This is a genomic window from Parerythrobacter jejuensis (assembly GCF_039536765.1).
In the GTDB taxonomy this organism is placed as follows: domain Bacteria; phylum Pseudomonadota; class Alphaproteobacteria; order Sphingomonadales; family Sphingomonadaceae; genus Parerythrobacter; species Parerythrobacter jejuensis.
Window position 1 is genome coordinate 693,524 of the sequence record NZ_BAAAZF010000001.1, and the last position, 15,007, is coordinate 708,530.

A 15,007-nucleotide genomic window follows, 5' to 3' on the forward strand; every position below is an offset into this window, starting at 1 on the left:
CTTATTTTGTTCTATCCATTGCCGATGGAACAGAGTCGTGAAAAACCAGTCGCTGGTCGCGGGGCGCAATCTGCGGCTGTGCCGGACCGGTTTGGCCTGGCAAGCCGCGAGGCTGATGGCGATTGGCGCGATCATGTTGCGACACTGGACGGTCCAGCCCCAAAGCTGCGCACCACGGTCACCCAAGAACATCCCAAGTCGATTGTCAGCTTCAACCAGTCGCCCGACATCTTCTTCGATCGATCCATCAATGCCTATCGCGGCTGCGAGCATGGCTGCGTCTATTGCTTTGCCCGCCCTACCCACGCCTATCACGATCTCTCGCCCGGCCTCGATTTCGAGACCAAGCTGTTTGCAAAGCCGAATGCTGCAGAATTGCTGAGGGCAACCCTGGCCAAGCCGAAGTACAGGCCAAAACCGATTGCGATGGGAACCAACACCGACCCTTACCAACCGATAGAGGCGCGCTTCCGGATTACGCGGGAGCTACTGGAGGTCTGTCTCGACACGCGCCATCCGGTCACCATCACGACCAAGTCCGACCGGGTCCTCGCTGATCTCGACTTGCTGAAGGAGTTGGCGCAGCGCAGATTGGTCGCTGTCGCGATTTCAGTCACCAGCCTCGATCCGCATCTGTCCCGCTTGCTGGAGCCGCGCGCAGCGAGCCCGGCCAAGCGAATGACTGCCCTGGCTGCACTGGTCGACGCCGGGATTCCCACCCACTGTTCTGTCGCCCCGGTCATTCCCGCCATCACGGATTGTTACATGGAGGCGATCGTCCAGCGCGCTGCGGCCATCGGGGTCGCATCCGTGGGGTGGATACCGCTGCGTCTGCCGCATGAAGTCGCCCCGCTGTTTCGCGAATGGCTGGCAGTCCATTTCCCAGAACGGGGTGACAAGGTGATGTCCATCGTCCGGTCCATTCGCAACGGGAAGGACAATGATCCCAACTTCTTTACCAGGCTGAGGCCAAGTGGTGTTTGGGCGGACCTGTTTCGGGCGCGGTTCGCCCTCGCCTGCAAGCGCGCTGCCATCGGCAAGGCGAAATTCGAGCTTGATTGCAGCCATTTCCGGCGCCCGGCCACAGGTGGTCAGTTGAGATTGTTGTAATGCGTCGTATTCTTACAAGCCCTGCAGCTTGCGTTCGCTAAGAAGGCAATGTTACCAACACACTGTATTCCAAGGGGGGACCATTATGCGCCATCTGATTTTTGCCGCCGCACTTGCAACCGGAACTGCAACCATGGCGGTCGCACCTGCCAATGCGCAGGCCTTCAATGCGTCACGCACGATTTCCAGCTTCGATTATAATACCCTCAAGGCGGTCGTCGAACAGATGGGCGCGACAATCGAACCCGGCCAGAACAATGGCTACTTGATCAAGTTCAGCAACGGCACGGCGGCGACAGCACGCTTCACCGCCTGCAGCACCGGCCAATGCCTGGGCACCAACATCTCTGCCCGCTTCGGCCTGCCGAGCGACAAGACAAAGGCGCAAGTCGCCGAGCTGGTTCGCGATTTCAACAGCCGCTGGTCAGCCGGAAAATCGTATGTGATCGAAGACGGCCGCGCGGTTGTTCAAGGCTACATGATTGCGGACGGCGGCATCTCGATGGAAAATTATCGCATGCAACTGGTCGTTTACGCCAGCATGCTGAAGAAGATGCGCGAGACGATCTACACCGACGGGTAAGCCGTTTCGTTGCACCAAAAGGGGCGCGTGATCCGATGATCGCGCGCCCCTTTGTGTTTCTGGCTTGTGTGCCCGAGCTAAGTCTCAGCCAAGATCAGCCGAAACCGTCTCCGCCCTCCCCGGGCTCGAACCGCATCAATCTGCTATCGACCAATGCCGCCGTCCGGTTGACCACGGCCAACTGATAATCGGGATCCTTGATCATTTCGAAGAACGCCCCGCTATTGGGGTATCGTGCCACGAAACCGTCGTGCCAATCCTTGTCGCCCGGCCCGGTGACCATTGCCTGGAACGCGCCGCGCCACACGATGCTGCCACCCACACGCCGGAAGATCGGGCCACTGGCTGCCCCATATTCCTGATATGCCCGCCGGCCGGACCACCCCTTGCCGGCATGGTCATGGCCATCGGGATACTCGGCCTCGTCGCGAAACCGCAGCAGGTTGAGCATATGGATCGGTTCATCGCGCGGCAGGGCCTTGAACGCATCAAAGCCCTCGCGGCTCGGATCAATGTAATACTGCGCCATCTCTAGGTCTCGAGCGTGTAGTCTGCGAAGCGATCGCGCAGATCCTTCTTGCTGATCTTCCCGGTGGCTGTGTGGGGGATGTCGTCCACAAACTCGACTGCATCGGGCAGCCACCATTTGGCAATCAGCGGCTTGAGATGTTCGATGATATCATCTGCGGTCACGTCGGAGCCTTCGTTGCGGACCACAAACAGGACCGGCCGCTCGTCCCATTTGGGATGGTACATGCCGACACAGGCGGCTTCCAGAACACCCTCATGGCCCACCGCCGCGTTCTCCAGCTCGACCGAGCTGATCCACTCGCCGCCAGACTTGATCACGTCCTTGGTCCGGTCGGTCAGCTGCAAGGTGCCGTCGGGATGGATAATGCCGACATCGCCGGTATCGAACCAGCCATCATTGCCGACCGCGTCCTCTTCGGCCTTGAAATAGCGTTTGATGATCCACGGGCCCCGGATTTGCAGCGCGCCCGATGTTTCACCATCGCGAGGCAATTCGGTGCTCATGTCGTCGAGGCTGACAATGCGCAGCTCCACTCCAAAGGTGGGGCGGCCCTGCATCGCAGTCTTGTCGACCTTCTCTTCGAACGTGAGCTGATCCCAATCCCAAGTCGGGCCACCCACTGTGCCGATCGGCGATGTTTCGGTCATGCCCCAGGCGTGCTGGACGCGCGTACCGTTCTTCATCAACCGTTCGATCATGAAGCGCGGACAGGCCGAACCACCGATGGTGGCAGCCTTGAGCGGCGGCAGATCGATGCCTTCCTTGTCGCAATACTGGAAATGCGCGAGCCAGACGGTCGGCACACCGGCGCTATCGGTCACGCCTTCGTCGATCATCAGATTGTGCAGCACCGATGGATCGTTGACGGCGCTGAACACAAATTTGATGCCCGCCATCGCGCCGGCATAGGGCAGGCCCCAGCTGGCGGCATGGAACATCGGCACCACCGGCAACATCACCGATGACGCGCTGAAATTGAAGGCGGCCGGCTGCAGGCCGGCGAGCGCATGCATCAGGGTTGATCGATGCTCATACTGCACACCCTTGGGATTGCCTGTTGTGCCGCTGGTGTAACAGATCATGCAGGGATCGGTTTCGGGGCCGGTCACCCATTCGAAATTACCATCCTGCGCGCCGATCCAGTCTTCGAAAGCGGGGCTATGCTCCCCGGAATCGTAGCAGACATAGTGCTCAACCGTAGTCCAGCGTTCTTTCATCCGGTCGACAATCGGCTGGAATGCCGCATCGTAACACAGCACCTTATCCTCCGCATGATTAACGATATATTCGAGCTGGTCGTCAAACAGCCGCGGGTTTACGGTGTGCAGCACGCCGCCCATTCCCGCGACGCCATACCAGCTGACCAGATGGCGCGAATGGTTCATCGCCAGGCTGGCAACCCGTTCACCCTTCTTGATACCGAGTGCCTGCAGCGCCTGCGCCATCTTGAGCGCATCGGTGCGCACACCGCTCCAATTGGTGCGCGTCAGCGTTCCGTCTGCCCAATGCGTAACAATCTCGCGCTGGCCCGCTTCGCGCGCGGCGTGATCGATCACATGTGTGATCCGCATGGTCCAGTCCTGCATGGCTCCGAGCATGCTGTCTCCTCTCTCTATATGTGTGGGTGCACGCCCCCCGGACGCTGCCCTGTTCTTGTCTTGAGCTCAGAATGTGCGCGAATTGCCCGCCTCGCAAGAGCGAATTTGCCGGATCTGCACTCAGGCTGCGCGGTTGAAGCGGCGCCCTTGCGGTCCGGCCTTGGGAATGAGCGTGACCTTGTCGAGTCCCTCGATCGCCTGCAATTGCTCGGCCAGCGATCCAGCCAGCTTGAAGTCGTGACCGAGGCACATCAGCGCTGTACTGTCCGGGCCCAGATGCAGGCGCGCCTGCACTTCGCCATGGCCGCTCTGGCCCGGTTGCAAAGCCAACGCCAGCTCACCCAAGGCAGCTTCGTTCAGGACGTCCAAAGTCAGCAACATCCGCTGGCTTCCGGCGACCGCCGATAGCGGACGCGCACCGCGCACCGTCACCCTGGGCGGTTCATCCGGCGACGGCGAGTCCAGCTCCACCGTCAACAACACACAGGTTCCGTCCTCGGCCCACTTCTCGAAGCTGGGGACGAGCGAATCCTCAAAACAGGCTGCGCTGAACTGGCCCGAGGAATCGGAGAAGTCGGCGCGGACAAAATCGGCCCCGCGCCGCGTCTTGCCCTTGTTCACCTTCTCCACCATCGCGGCCATTACCGCGCGTGACCTGCCACCTTGGGGCGCACCGGCCTCCATCAGCGATGCGTAAGGCCGCGCCCCATTTGCGCTGGCGACATCGCGATAGGCCTGCACCGGATGGGCGGAGAAATAGAACCCGAAATTCTCGCGCTCTTTCGCCATGCGCGTGGCCCGGTCCCAATCTTCGGCCTCGGCCAGACGCAGGCTATCACCTTGCGCCATATCGCCTCCGAACAGGGCTTCCTGTCCACTGGTCCGCTCTCGCAGAGCGGCGTCAGCGGTTGCGAGCAGCAAGTCCACATTGGCCGCAAGCTTGCCGCGATTTGGGTCCAGCCCGTCCAGCGCCCCTGCGGCGATCAAGGCTTCGAGCTGGCGAGAATTCATTGCTCCTTGCGGAAGACGCTCGAACAGATCGGCCAGACTTTCGAACGCGCCATTGGCCTCGCGCTCTTCGACAATCGCCGTCATCGCCTTGCCACCGACATTGCGAATTCCTGCCAGGGCATAGCGCACGGCATAGCCATCATCGGTCCGCTCGACCGTGAATTCGGATTCTGACCTGTTGATGTCAGGCGCAGCAACCTCGACGCCGTTTTCCTTGCCCGGATAGCGGCGTGCATCATCGACAAAGACCGCCAGTTTTTCCGACTGGTGCATATCGAAACACATTGATGCGGCGAAGAATTCTTCCGGATAATGCGCCTTGAGCCAAGCGGTCTGGTAGGCAAGCAAGGCGTAGGCGGCCGCGTGCGACTTGTTGAAGCCGTATCCGGCAAACTTGTCGATCAAATCGAACAGCTCGTTGGCCTTGGCCTTGTCGATGCCCGAAACTTCCTTGCAACCATCGACGAAGCGTCCGCGCTGCTGGTCCATTTCGGCCTGGACTTTCTTGCCCATTGCGCGGCGCAGCAAGTCGGCGTCGCCGAGGGAATAACCTGCCAGAATCTGGGCCGCCTGCATCACCTGTTCCTGATACACGAAGATGCCGTAAGTCTCTTCGAGTATTCCCTCCAGCTTGGGGTGCGGATACTCAATCGGCACTTCGCCCGCCTTGCGCTTGCCGAACAGCGGAATGTTGTCCATCGGGCCCGGCCGATAGAGCGAAACGAGCGCGATAATATCTTCGAACTTGGTCGGCTTCACCGCTGTCAGCGTGCGCCGCATGCCTTCGGATTCAAGCTGGAAGACGCCGACCGTATTGCCCTGCTTCAACAGTTGGAACACGGCGGGATCATCCCATGCCAGCCCGCCCAGATCGACTTCGATCCCGCGCTTCGCGAGCAAGTCGACGGCCTTCTGCAATACGGACAGCGTCTTGAGACCGAGGAAGTCGAATTTGACCAGGCCGGAGCTTTCGACATGTTTCATATCGAACTGGGTCACAGGCATGTCGGATCGCGGATCGCGATAAAGCGGAACCAGTTCTGCCAGTGGCCGGTCACCGATCACCACGCCAGCCGCATGGGTTGAACTGTTGCGCGGCAAGCCTTCAAGCTGCATCGCCAGATCGATCAGCCGTTTGGCCTCGTTATCGTTGTCGTATTCTTTCTTGAACTCCGCCGACCCGTTGAGAGCGCGCGGCAAGGTCCACGGGTCCGTGGGATGGTTGGGCACCATCTTGCACAGGCGATCGGTGCGGCCATAGCCATAGTCGGTGATCCGGCCACAATCCCGCAGCACAGCGCGCGCCTTGAGCTTACCGAAAGTGATGATCTGGGCGACCTTGTCCTGCCCGTAACGCTCTTGCACGTAACGGATCACTTCGCCGCGCCGCGTTTCACAAAAGTCGATATCGAAGTCCGGCATCGAAACACGTTCCGGATTAAGGAAGCGTTCGAACAGCAGGCCGAGCCGGATCGGGTCGAGATCGGTGATCGTCAACACCCACGCCACCAGCGATCCTGCGCCTGAACCACGGCCCGGGCCGACCGGAATGCCATGATCCTTGGCCCACTGGATAAAGTCGGCAACGATCAGGAAGTAACCGGGAAAGCCCATCCGGTTGATAATTCCGATCTCGTAATCGAGCCGGTCATAATAGACTTTGCGTTCTTCTTCCGAGAGGTCTTCATAGGGCTCCAGGCGTTTTGCCAGGCCAGCCCTGGACTGCTCTTCCAGCAGCTTCTTCTCGCCCTCCAGGTCACCTGCAAGGCTGGGCAGGATCGGATCTCGATAGGGCGGCGCATAAGCACAGCGCTGCGCAATCACCAGGGTGTTGGCAGTCGCTTCGGGAAGGTCTGCAAACGCCTCCTCCATCATCGCAGCCGTCTTAACGAAGCTCTCATGGTCGCTGCGCGGGCGCTCGTCCTGGTCCAGTTTCCAGTTGCCGGCGATGCACAACATCGCGTCATGCGCCTTGTGGAAATGGGCCTCGGCGAAATTGGCGGGATTGGTGGCGACCAGCGGAATGTCGCGCGCATAAGCGAGATCGATCAACGCGTCTTCGGCCGCTTCCTCTACCGGATTCCCGCGCCGTGCGAGTTCGATATAGAGCCGATCCGGGAACAGCGCCTGCAACCGGTCGAGATAGGCCGCCGCATGATCCGCCTGCTCTTCTGCGAGCAATTGTGTGAGGCCGCCTTCGCTCGCGCCGGTCAGCGCGATCAACCCCTCGGTATGACCGGTCAGATCGTCCAGCTGCACATGCGGGACCAGCTCCAGCGGGCGATCAAGATGGGCCCGGCTGACCAGATGGCACAGGTTGAGATAGCCTGCATCATCCTGCGCATAGAGCGGAAGATGATCGATAGCGTCGGAGCCCGGCCGCGCCACCCCCAGCAGCGAGCCGATAATCGGCTGGATGCCCTCACCCTTGCTCGCACCGGAGAATGCGACCGAGCCATAGAGCCCGTTGCGGTCACAAATCGCGATGGCGGGAAATCCGCGCTCTTTCGCCAGTTTCGCCAATGCCTTCGGATCGATCGCGCCTTCCAGCATCGAATAGCTGGACAGCACACGCAGCGGTACGAAGGGTTTGAAGGCCATTCCGATACTATGGATACGGCACCCGGATTCGCAAAGCCTGACTGGGGATAATCCCGTCTAAAAAGCGCACTATCCGCGCCAACATGGTGCGATAGTTTGTTGCTCTGCAGCTTAAGGCGTCTCGCCGCCTTCTTTGGCTGCGGCGATCTTCTTGCGAGTCTCGCGTATCTGGCTGACCGCCCCATACACAATCAGGGCGGCGAGGAAGATCCATACCCACACCGGAATGTCCTGCCCGAAAATCGCCAGATAGATATAGGCCGAAACGAAAAAGAACCCTGCCGCCATGGTCGGCAGCACAGTTGATTTCCCGGCCCGTGCATTCTTCACCAGCCACGCGATCGAGGCGAGGAAGAATGGCACCGCACCGACATAGATCGCCACGAACACATACGGATTGACGTTGTACTGGGCACCCTGCGCCAGAATCCATTCGTTGATTGCTTCAAGCATTGTTCAAATCCCCATCTGAATATGCTCTTGTGTTCGAGCAGTGGGCAGCGCCGGTTACAGCGATCAGTTGTCAGAGAAGCTTTTCGATATGTTTGGCAATCGACTTGGGCGAATCCTGCGGGGCGAAGCGTTTGACCACATTGCCCTCACGGTCGATCAGGAACTTGGTGAAATTCCATTTCACGTTGGTGCTGCCCATCAGGCCCTTTGCCTCTCCCTTCATCCAGTCGAACAAGGGCGAAGCATTTGCGCCGTTCACATCGACCTTCTCCATCAACGGGAAGGTGACGCCGAAATTGATCTTGCAGAATTCGGCAATCTCGTCGGCATTGCCGGGTTCTTGTGCCCCGAACTGGTTGCACGGGAAGCCGAGCACTTCGAAGCCCTGATCCTTGTATTCCTGAAACACCTCTTCCAGCCCGTCATATTGCGGGGTGAAGCCGCATTTGCTTGCCGTGTTGACCACCAGCAGGACCTTCCCCTTCTTCTCCGCAAGGTCGAGCGCCTCGCCGCGATTGGTGGTGACGGTAAAATCGGCAATGGTGGTCATTTCGGGGGATCCTTGGGACGATAGATGAAGTCGAAGCTTGTCTGCCACGAAAGGCCATGGTCCGTCGAGGCTTCTCCGTGCTGGCGTACGCTCCCGTCAGCATTCGCGGTATAGCTCATCCTGATCAACTGGTGTGGTGCAGCAGGACTCGGCCAATTGCCGGTCAGCACCATGCTTCCCTGCGCCACTCCGCCCGAGAACATCACCGCACCGGGCGAGGAACCGACCCATTTCTGGTGCCAAATCCCGGTTTCCGGATCGAGATGGTTCAGGCTGGTCCCGCCTTGCCCACGAAGCGGCATCCAATTCTCGATCACGGCGCAGCCATTGTGTTTGCGTTCGATCCGGCTGTTGGCGACTTTGGTATCTTGCCCGTTGGGGTAAACGTCCCATTCTCCAACCCAGAAGTCGAATTCGGCATGGGCCTCACTGTCGCATGATGGCGGCGCTGCAGCAGGGGCTGACTGAAGTGCGATGGCGACGAAAATTGAATACAACATAGAACCCCCAGGAATGCGTGCAGTGAGCCCCATCGACGATGCGGCAACTGCCAGGCAAGCGGAACTCGACTAGCTGCGTCGGCAGTTCCACCGAGGGATTATTCGAGAAGCCCTTCGTGCAGCCGGACGATACGGTCCATCTTGGCAGCAAGGCGTTCGTTATGCGTCGCGATCAGGGCCGCACTGCCCTCGCCCCGGACCAGTTCGAGCAATTGTTCCAGCACCGTATCCGATGTTGCCTCGTCCAGATTACCGGTCGGTTCGTCGGCCAGAATCAAATCGGGCCGGTTGGCAAGGCCACGGGCGACCGCGACACGCTGCTGCTCTCCGCCAGAGAGCTGGCTGGGCCGATGGTCGAGCCGGGCAGCAAGGCCCAGCGCCGACAGCAATTGTTCCGAGCGGGCTTCGGCTTCTGCGCGATCCGTACCGGCCACCAATTGCGGCAACACCACATTCTCTCGCGCCGAAAAATCGGGCAGCAGGTGATGGAACTGGTAAACGAAGCCAAGGTGATCGCGCCGCAAGGTCGTGCGCGCCTTTGAATCGGACTTCTCCGCCGGAGTTCCGGCAATAACGATCTCGCCCCCAAAGCCGCCTTCCAGCAGGCCGAGCGCCTGAAGCAGCGTCGATTTGCCTGAACCGGACGGGCCAAGCAGGGCCACGATTTCCCCCGGGCGAATGGTGAGATCGACTCCGCGCAAGACATCGATGCGCACCCCGCCTTGTTCGAAACTGCGGGTGACCGACCGGAGCTCTGCAACCGCCTCACTCATAGCGTAGCACCTGCACCGGGTCTGTGCTCGCCGCCTTGTAGGCCGGATACAGCGTCGCGAGGAAGCTCATTACCAGCGCCAGCAGGACGATGCCTGCAATCTCCACCGGATCGGTTTTCGAAGGCAGCGTGGTGAGGAAACGTATGGAGGGGTCCCACAGGTTCTGCCCCGTCACGATCTCGATCCCGCGCACAATCGGTTGCCGGAACGTCAGGACCAGGAAGCCGAGCGCGAGGCCAGCCAACGTGCCGATTGCGCCGACAGTGAAGCCTGTCGTTACGAAGATCTTGAGCAGGGATTTGCGTGTCGCGCCCATCGTACGCATGATGGCGATGTCGCGGGTCTTGGCGCGGACCAGCATGACCAGGCTCGACAAGATATTGAAGGCCGCGACCAACACCATGAAGCTAAGCGCGAAGAACATGGCCACGCGCTCGACCTGCAAGGCCTCGAATATCGAACTGTTGATTTGTTGCCAGGTCCGTACCTGCGCCGTCCCAGACAGGTTCTGGGCAATAGGCTCCATGATCTCCACGACGTTGTCGGCATCCTCGGTTTTCACCTCGATCATGCCGATTGTGTCGCCAGTCAGCAGCAAGGTCTGAGCGTCCGGTATCGGCATCACGACAAAGGCCTGATCATAATCATACAGGCCCACTTCGAATATCGCGGCGACTTCGTATCCGACCTGTCGAGGTACAGTCCCGAAGGGCGTAGAGCGACCGGCCGGATTGATAATCGTCACCACATCGCCGACTCGCGCACCGATATTCTCAGCGAGCCGGGCCCCGATCGCCACCACTCCCGCATCGGGTTGCAGGCGAGTAATGTCTCCGAGCACGACCTTGTCAGTCAGCTCGCCAATATCTTCCTGCGTATTGCCGCGCACAAACACGGCTTCGACCCGGCCGTTGAATGTGGTCAGAAGCGGCTGCTCGATAAGCGGGGAAGCTTCGGTCACACCGGGTGTTTCGCGGATATCGGCAAGAATATCTTCCCAATTGTCGAGTCGCCCACCGTAGGCCTGCACAATGGCATGGCCATTGAGACCAACAATCTTGTCCAGCAGCTCCGCGCGAAAGCCGTTCATCACGCTCATCACGATCACCAGCATGGCGACCGACAGCATGACGACACCAACACTGATCCCCGCGACAAGCGCGATGAACGCTTCGCTCTTGCCCGGAAGCAAGTATCGTTTGACAATGGTCCATTCAAAGGGGCTGAGCAGCAAGGTCGATCCGGTCTGTTGCCTGTTCGACAGGCCTTAGGAAGGCGAACCTTTCTGCGCAATGAAATCCGCAAGTGTTATAACCGCATTATCGCCCTTGTAATCGAGCCGTAACATCGCCATTGGGTGGCTCGCAGCGGGGAGGCAGCGGGCGCTACGCGATGATCAATACCCATCCCTTCTACGATGAACACGGCGACAAGCTTCGCGAAGAGTGCGGCGTGTTCGGTGCAATCAATGCTGATGACGCCGCGGCAGCGACCGCGCTGGGCCTGCATGCTTTGCAGCATCGCGGCCAGGAAGCGGTCGGAATTTCCAGTTTCGATGGCAAGCAATTCTACACCAGGCGCGGCCTCGGCCATGTCGCAGAGAATTTCTCCAGCCAGGAATCAATCGCCGAATTGCCCGGCTTCATGGCCTCGGGCCATGTCCGCTATTCCACCACCGGCGGTGCCGGGCTGCGCAATGTCCAGCCGCTCTATGCCGAGCTGGCGACCGGCGGATTTGCCATTGCCCACAATGGCAACATTTCAAACGCAGGGACCCTGCGCGAAGAACTGGTCCGCAAAGGTGCGATTTTCCAGTCGACCAGCGACACCGAGGTCATCATCCACCTGGTCGCCACCAGTCGATATCCCACCCTGCGCGACAAGCTGATTGACGCTCTGCGTCTGGTCGAAGGCGCCTATGCGCTGATCGTGATGACGCCGCAGGGCATGATTGCCTGTCGCGATCCGCTCGGCATCCGCCCGCTCCAGATGGGGAAGATTGGCGACGCTGTTACATTCGCGTCAGAGACTGTGGCGTTCGATGTTGTCGGCGCAGAATTCGAACGCCAAGTCGATCCCGGCGAGCTGGTGGAGGTCGGTTTGGACGGCAAGGTAACGTCCCACCGTCCTTTCGGCAGCGGCGCAGCGCGTCCGTGCATTTTCGAACACGTCTATTTCAGCCGCCCCGATTCCATTTTCGACGGACGTTCTGTTTACGAAGCGCGCAAAGCAATCGGCACCCAGCTGGCGATCGAAAACCCGTGCGATGCCGATCTGGTCGTGCCCGTGCCCGACAGCGGCGTTCCTGCCGCGATCGGCTACGCCCAGGAATCAGGCGTTCCGTTCGAACTCGGCATCATCCGCAGCCACTATGTCGGCCGCACATTCATCCAGCCTTCCGATGGCGCGCGCCATTCGGGCGTCAAGCGCAAGCACAACGCCAATCGCGGCCTTGTCGAAGGCAAACGAATCGTCCTGATCGACGATTCCATCGTGCGTGGCACCACATCGATGAAGATCGTCGAGATGATGCGCGATGCCGGCGCGACCGAAGTCCATTTCCGTGTCGCCAGCCCGCCGACTGCGCATAGTTGCTTCTACGGCGTCGATACGCCCGAACGGAGCAAACTGCTCGCGGCCCAGATGGATGTCGAACCGATGCGCGAATATATCCGCGCTGACAGCCTCGCCTTTGTTTCCATCGACGGCCTCTACCGTGCCGTCGGCGAAAAACCGCGTGATGCAGCCTGCCCGCAATTCTGCGATGCCTGTTTCACCGGAGACTATCCGACGAGCCTGACCGACCTCAGCCTCAAGGAAGACGGCGCGGCGCAGCTTTCCTTTCCTGTCAACAAAGTCGCATAAATGACTGAAGCAAAACCTCTTTCGGGCAAAACTGCCCTTGTCACAGGCGCGTCCAAAGGAATCGGAGCCGCCACCGCAAGGGCGCTCGCGGCAGCCGGTGCCCACGTGATCCTGACCGCACGCGATGTTCGCGGGCTGGAGGAGGTGGAGGACGCGATCCATGCCGATGGCGGCAATTCCACCATCGCACCGGTCGATCTGACCGAAGCCGATGGTCTGGCCCGCCTCGCAACGGCCATTGCGAGCCGCTGGGACGCGCTGGATATTCTCGTGATTTCTGCAGCTTACTTGCCGCATCTCACACCCGTCACCCAGATCGACCAGAAGCAGTTCAATCAGGCGCTGACGATCAACGTGCTCGCAACCCAGGCCCTGCTCGCCAATTTCGATCCGATGCTGAAACGCGCCGATGCCGGGCGTATCATCGGCCTGACCAGCAGCGTCGGTGCCGGACCTCGCGCCTATTGGGCCGCCTACGGATCCAGCAAGGCCGCTTTCGACAACCTACTGGAAAGCTATGCCCAGGAAGTCGAAAAGATCGGCAATGTCCGAGTCGCTATCGTCGATCCGGGGGCAACTCGCACTGACATGCGCGCCCGCGCCTATCCGGGTGAAGATCCGCAAACGGTGAAAGCGCCGGCGGAAGTTGCTGATCGGCTTGTGGAATTGCTGGCTGGCGACTTTGAAACCGGCCACCGCGAGCGGGTTGGTTAAGGGCGCTTAAGTCTGGATCGTTACCTGCGGGTAAATGCCTGCCTCCCAAAGTCATCGAAAGCGCACGTGACCTACGAGCGCAATTGGGACCAGGTGCAGGAACCATGCAAGAAATCGATGATCGCTACGCTCTCGCCGCTCAGGAAGATCGCTGCTCGCCCCGGGCGAAGCTTTCCATTCCGGCAGAACTTCGTCCGTCCGGTGGCCGCCGCTATCACACGGTGGTCCACGACCTTTCCATTTCAGGCTTCAGTGCAGCGGCGATCAACCGGATGCATGAAGGCCAGGTCTGCTGGCTAACTCTGCCCGGGCTAGAATCGCTGATGGCCCATGTTGTCTGGTGGGACAACTCCATGGTCGGCTGCGCATTCGCCGACCTGCTGAGCCCGATCGTGCATGACAACATTCTGGCCCGTTACACGGGGCAGACGGGAATGGTCTATCGGCCTCTGGGCTAACGGCAGAGGGCGGGCTAGCCCCCAGCCCTACTCTGCCGCGACTGCTTCCGCTTCTTGCATGATCGGGCCAGCCTGCCTGTCGATGGCTGCTTGGACCGCGCGATAGAACTCCTCACGCTGCGAACCCACGCCCTCGTAATCGGTCGCAGTCGGCCAGTTGGAGTTGGATGCGATCACCAGCTTGCGGGCCGGATCGATGAAGATGCCCTGGCCAAAGATGCCTTGTGCTGCGAAGCTGCCATCATCATTGGTCCACCACTGATAGCCATAGCCCTTGCCCGGCGCGCCGATATCCGCCTGCTTCACGGTGGCGGCTTCGAACCAGCCATCAGGCACGACTTTCTCGCCACCGGCAACACCGCCTCCGAGGACAAACAGGCCAAACCGCGCCATGTCGCGCGTCGATGCTTGCACGCAGCACCCGCTGATCTCATGGCCGGTTGAGCCGAGCAGCCAGGTTGCGTCCTGTTCCATCCCGAACGGAGCCCAGATCTTCTCCGAGAGATACTCGCCCAGTGGCTTGCCGGTTGCTTCGCTCACCAGCACACCGATCAGGTTGGTCTCACCCGTCTTGTAGACCCACTTCTCCCCCGGGGGTGCCTCCTGCGCCAGAGTCTTCATATAGCTGACGGTTACGTCCTCGCCATCGGCTGCCTGATGCTCGTTAAAGCGTGCGACGTCCGAATTCGGGTCGGTGTAATCCTCGTTCCACATAACGCCTGATGTCATCGTCAGCAGCTGTGCAACGGAGACGTCTTCGTAGGGCGAGCCCTCCAGCCCCGTGATATATTTGGTTACCGGATCATCGATGCTCTCGATCGCACCGTCCTTGATGGCCGCGCCGACCATGGTCGATGTCAGGCTCTTGGCGACCGAGAAACTGGTCCACTTGCCCTCCGGCCCGAAATCGAGGCCGTACCGCTCCAGAACGACCTTCCCGTCATGGACGATCACCAGAGCTGATGTGCGCTGGTCCGCGAAATATCCATCAAGATCATAGTTCAGGTCCAGTGGCAGCCCTTCCGGCAATGGATAGGTCGCTTCACCCGCCTCGATCACCCGCGCCTCCGCCAGTACCGGCAGCGCATCCATGGTGCGGAAGGCCGCATCGCGCTGTTCGACGGACCAGAAAAGGACATTGCGATCAGTCGGCAGGTTGGAAAGCAACATGCGCTGGTCGCGATCAAGGCTGAAATAGCCAACGCCCAATACCACCGCGATCACCGCGACCGCCCCCAAAATCCACTTTGTCATGCTGT

General features: G+C 60.1%; 14 protein-coding genes. 5 read left to right on the forward strand and 9 right to left on the reverse strand.

Features of this window, described 5'->3' with window-relative positions:
- Positions 1-24 precede the first annotated feature (24 nt).
- Together ABD653_RS03330 and ABD653_RS03335 are read left to right on the forward strand one after the other, a co-directional pair.
- A complete protein-coding gene (locus ABD653_RS03330) occupies positions 25-1,110 on the forward strand; it encodes a PA0069 family radical SAM protein (RefSeq protein WP_160779850.1) in 1,086 nt (361 codons plus the stop codon).
- Positions 1,111-1,195: 85 nt separating this feature from the next.
- Complete coding sequence (locus ABD653_RS03335) at positions 1,196-1,693, forward strand: YbjN domain-containing protein (protein WP_160779851.1); 498 nt, start codon at positions 1,196-1,198, stop codon at positions 1,691-1,693.
- A 94-nt stretch (positions 1,694-1,787) separates the two neighbouring features.
- Here ABD653_RS03335 and ABD653_RS03340 read toward each other — a convergent pair whose 3' ends face one another.
- The 8 genes from ABD653_RS03340 to ABD653_RS03375 all read right to left on the reverse strand — a co-directional run bounded on the left by ABD653_RS03340 (position 1,788) and on the right by ABD653_RS03375 (position 10,945).
- Positions 1,788-2,222, reverse strand: a complete 435-nt coding sequence (locus ABD653_RS03340) for a DUF1330 domain-containing protein (protein WP_160779852.1) — start codon at positions 2,220-2,222, stop codon at positions 1,788-1,790.
- Between the two features lie 2 nt (positions 2,223-2,224).
- The gene (locus ABD653_RS03345) at positions 2,225-3,823 is read right to left on the reverse strand and encodes a long-chain fatty acid--CoA ligase (protein WP_160779853.1); all 1,599 of its coding nucleotides are present in this window, start codon (positions 3,821-3,823) and stop codon (positions 2,225-2,227) included.
- 120 nt (positions 3,824-3,943) lie between these two features.
- Complete coding sequence (dnaE, locus tag ABD653_RS03350; protein ID WP_160779854.1) at positions 3,944-7,435, reverse strand: DNA polymerase III subunit alpha; 3,492 nt, start codon at positions 7,433-7,435, stop codon at positions 3,944-3,946.
- Between the two features lie 111 nt (positions 7,436-7,546).
- Positions 7,547-7,888 carry a hypothetical protein gene (locus tag ABD653_RS03355; RefSeq protein WP_160779855.1) on the reverse strand — a complete coding sequence of 114 codons (342 nt, stop codon included), beginning with the start codon at positions 7,886-7,888 and terminating at the stop codon, positions 7,547-7,549.
- Positions 7,889-7,958: 70 nt separating this feature from the next.
- Positions 7,959-8,438 carry a glutathione peroxidase gene (locus ABD653_RS03360; RefSeq protein WP_160779856.1) on the reverse strand — a complete coding sequence of 160 codons (480 nt, stop codon included), beginning with the start codon at positions 8,436-8,438 and terminating at the stop codon, positions 7,959-7,961.
- Complete coding sequence (locus ABD653_RS03365; protein WP_160779857.1) at positions 8,435-8,938, reverse strand: hypothetical protein; 504 nt, start codon at positions 8,936-8,938, stop codon at positions 8,435-8,437. Before ABD653_RS03365 ends, ABD653_RS03360 begins: the two co-directional genes overlap by 4 nt.
- Positions 8,939-9,036: 98 nt before the next feature.
- On the reverse strand, positions 9,037-9,711 hold the full coding sequence (locus ABD653_RS03370; RefSeq protein ID WP_160779858.1) for an ABC transporter ATP-binding protein: 675 nt from the start codon (positions 9,709-9,711) through the stop codon (positions 9,037-9,039).
- A complete protein-coding gene (locus tag ABD653_RS03375; RefSeq protein WP_160779859.1) occupies positions 9,704-10,945 on the reverse strand; it encodes a lipoprotein-releasing ABC transporter permease subunit in 1,242 nt (413 codons plus the stop codon). The genes ABD653_RS03370 and ABD653_RS03375 overlap by 8 nt, the downstream gene beginning before the upstream one ends.
- Before the next feature lie 158 nt (positions 10,946-11,103).
- Here ABD653_RS03375 and purF point away from each other — a divergent pair, with 158 nt between their 5' ends.
- The 3 genes from purF (at position 11,104) to ABD653_RS03390 (ending at position 13,748) form a co-directional block, all read left to right on the forward strand.
- On the forward strand, positions 11,104-12,576 hold the full coding sequence (gene purF / locus ABD653_RS03380) for an amidophosphoribosyltransferase (RefSeq protein ID WP_160779860.1): 1,473 nt from the start codon (positions 11,104-11,106) through the stop codon (positions 12,574-12,576).
- Positions 12,577-13,290 carry an SDR family NAD(P)-dependent oxidoreductase gene (locus ABD653_RS03385; protein WP_160779861.1) on the forward strand — a complete coding sequence of 238 codons (714 nt, stop codon included), beginning with the start codon at positions 12,577-12,579 and terminating at the stop codon, positions 13,288-13,290.
- 104 nt (positions 13,291-13,394) lie between these two features.
- On the forward strand, positions 13,395-13,748 hold the full coding sequence (locus ABD653_RS03390; RefSeq protein ID WP_160779862.1) for a PilZ domain-containing protein: 354 nt from the start codon (positions 13,395-13,397) through the stop codon (positions 13,746-13,748).
- 27 nt (positions 13,749-13,775) lie between these two features.
- Here ABD653_RS03390 and ABD653_RS03395 read toward each other — a convergent pair whose 3' ends face one another.
- The gene (locus tag ABD653_RS03395; RefSeq protein ID WP_160779863.1) at positions 13,776-15,002 is read right to left on the reverse strand and encodes a serine hydrolase domain-containing protein; all 1,227 of its coding nucleotides are present in this window, start codon (positions 15,000-15,002) and stop codon (positions 13,776-13,778) included.
- Between the last annotated feature and the right edge of the window lie 5 nt (positions 15,003-15,007).

Excerpts from the sequence above, each read along its gene's own strand:
- ABD653_RS03330 (WP_160779850.1), top strand. The coding sequence starts at position 25 with ATGGAACAGAGTCGTGAAAAACCAGTCGCTGGTCGCGGGGCGCAATCT.
- ABD653_RS03335 (WP_160779851.1), top strand. The coding sequence starts at position 1,196 with ATGCGCCATCTGATTTTTGCCGCCGCACTTGCAACCGGAACTGCAACC.
- ABD653_RS03340 (WP_160779852.1), bottom strand. The coding sequence starts at position 2,222 with ATGGCGCAGTATTACATTGATCCGAGCCGCGAGGGCTTTGATGCGTTC.
- ABD653_RS03345 (WP_160779853.1), bottom strand. The coding sequence starts at position 3,823 with ATGCTCGGAGCCATGCAGGACTGGACCATGCGGATCACACATGTGATC.
- dnaE (WP_160779854.1), bottom strand. The coding sequence starts at position 7,435 with ATGGCCTTCAAACCCTTCGTACCGCTGCGTGTGCTGTCCAGCTATTCG.
- ABD653_RS03355 (WP_160779855.1), bottom strand. The coding sequence starts at position 7,888 with ATGCTTGAAGCAATCAACGAATGGATTCTGGCGCAGGGTGCCCAGTAC.
- ABD653_RS03360 (WP_160779856.1), bottom strand. The coding sequence starts at position 8,438 with ATGACCACCATTGCCGATTTTACCGTCACCACCAATCGCGGCGAGGCG.
- ABD653_RS03365 (WP_160779857.1), bottom strand. The coding sequence starts at position 8,938 with ATGTTGTATTCAATTTTCGTCGCCATCGCACTTCAGTCAGCCCCTGCT.
- ABD653_RS03370 (WP_160779858.1), bottom strand. The coding sequence starts at position 9,711 with ATGAGTGAGGCGGTTGCAGAGCTCCGGTCGGTCACCCGCAGTTTCGAA.
- purF (WP_160779860.1), top strand. The coding sequence starts at position 11,104 with ATGATCAATACCCATCCCTTCTACGATGAACACGGCGACAAGCTTCGC.
- ABD653_RS03385 (WP_160779861.1), top strand. The coding sequence starts at position 12,577 with ATGACTGAAGCAAAACCTCTTTCGGGCAAAACTGCCCTTGTCACAGGC.
- ABD653_RS03390 (WP_160779862.1), top strand. The coding sequence starts at position 13,395 with ATGCAAGAAATCGATGATCGCTACGCTCTCGCCGCTCAGGAAGATCGC.
- ABD653_RS03395 (WP_160779863.1), bottom strand. The coding sequence starts at position 15,002 with ATGACAAAGTGGATTTTGGGGGCGGTCGCGGTGATCGCGGTGGTATTG.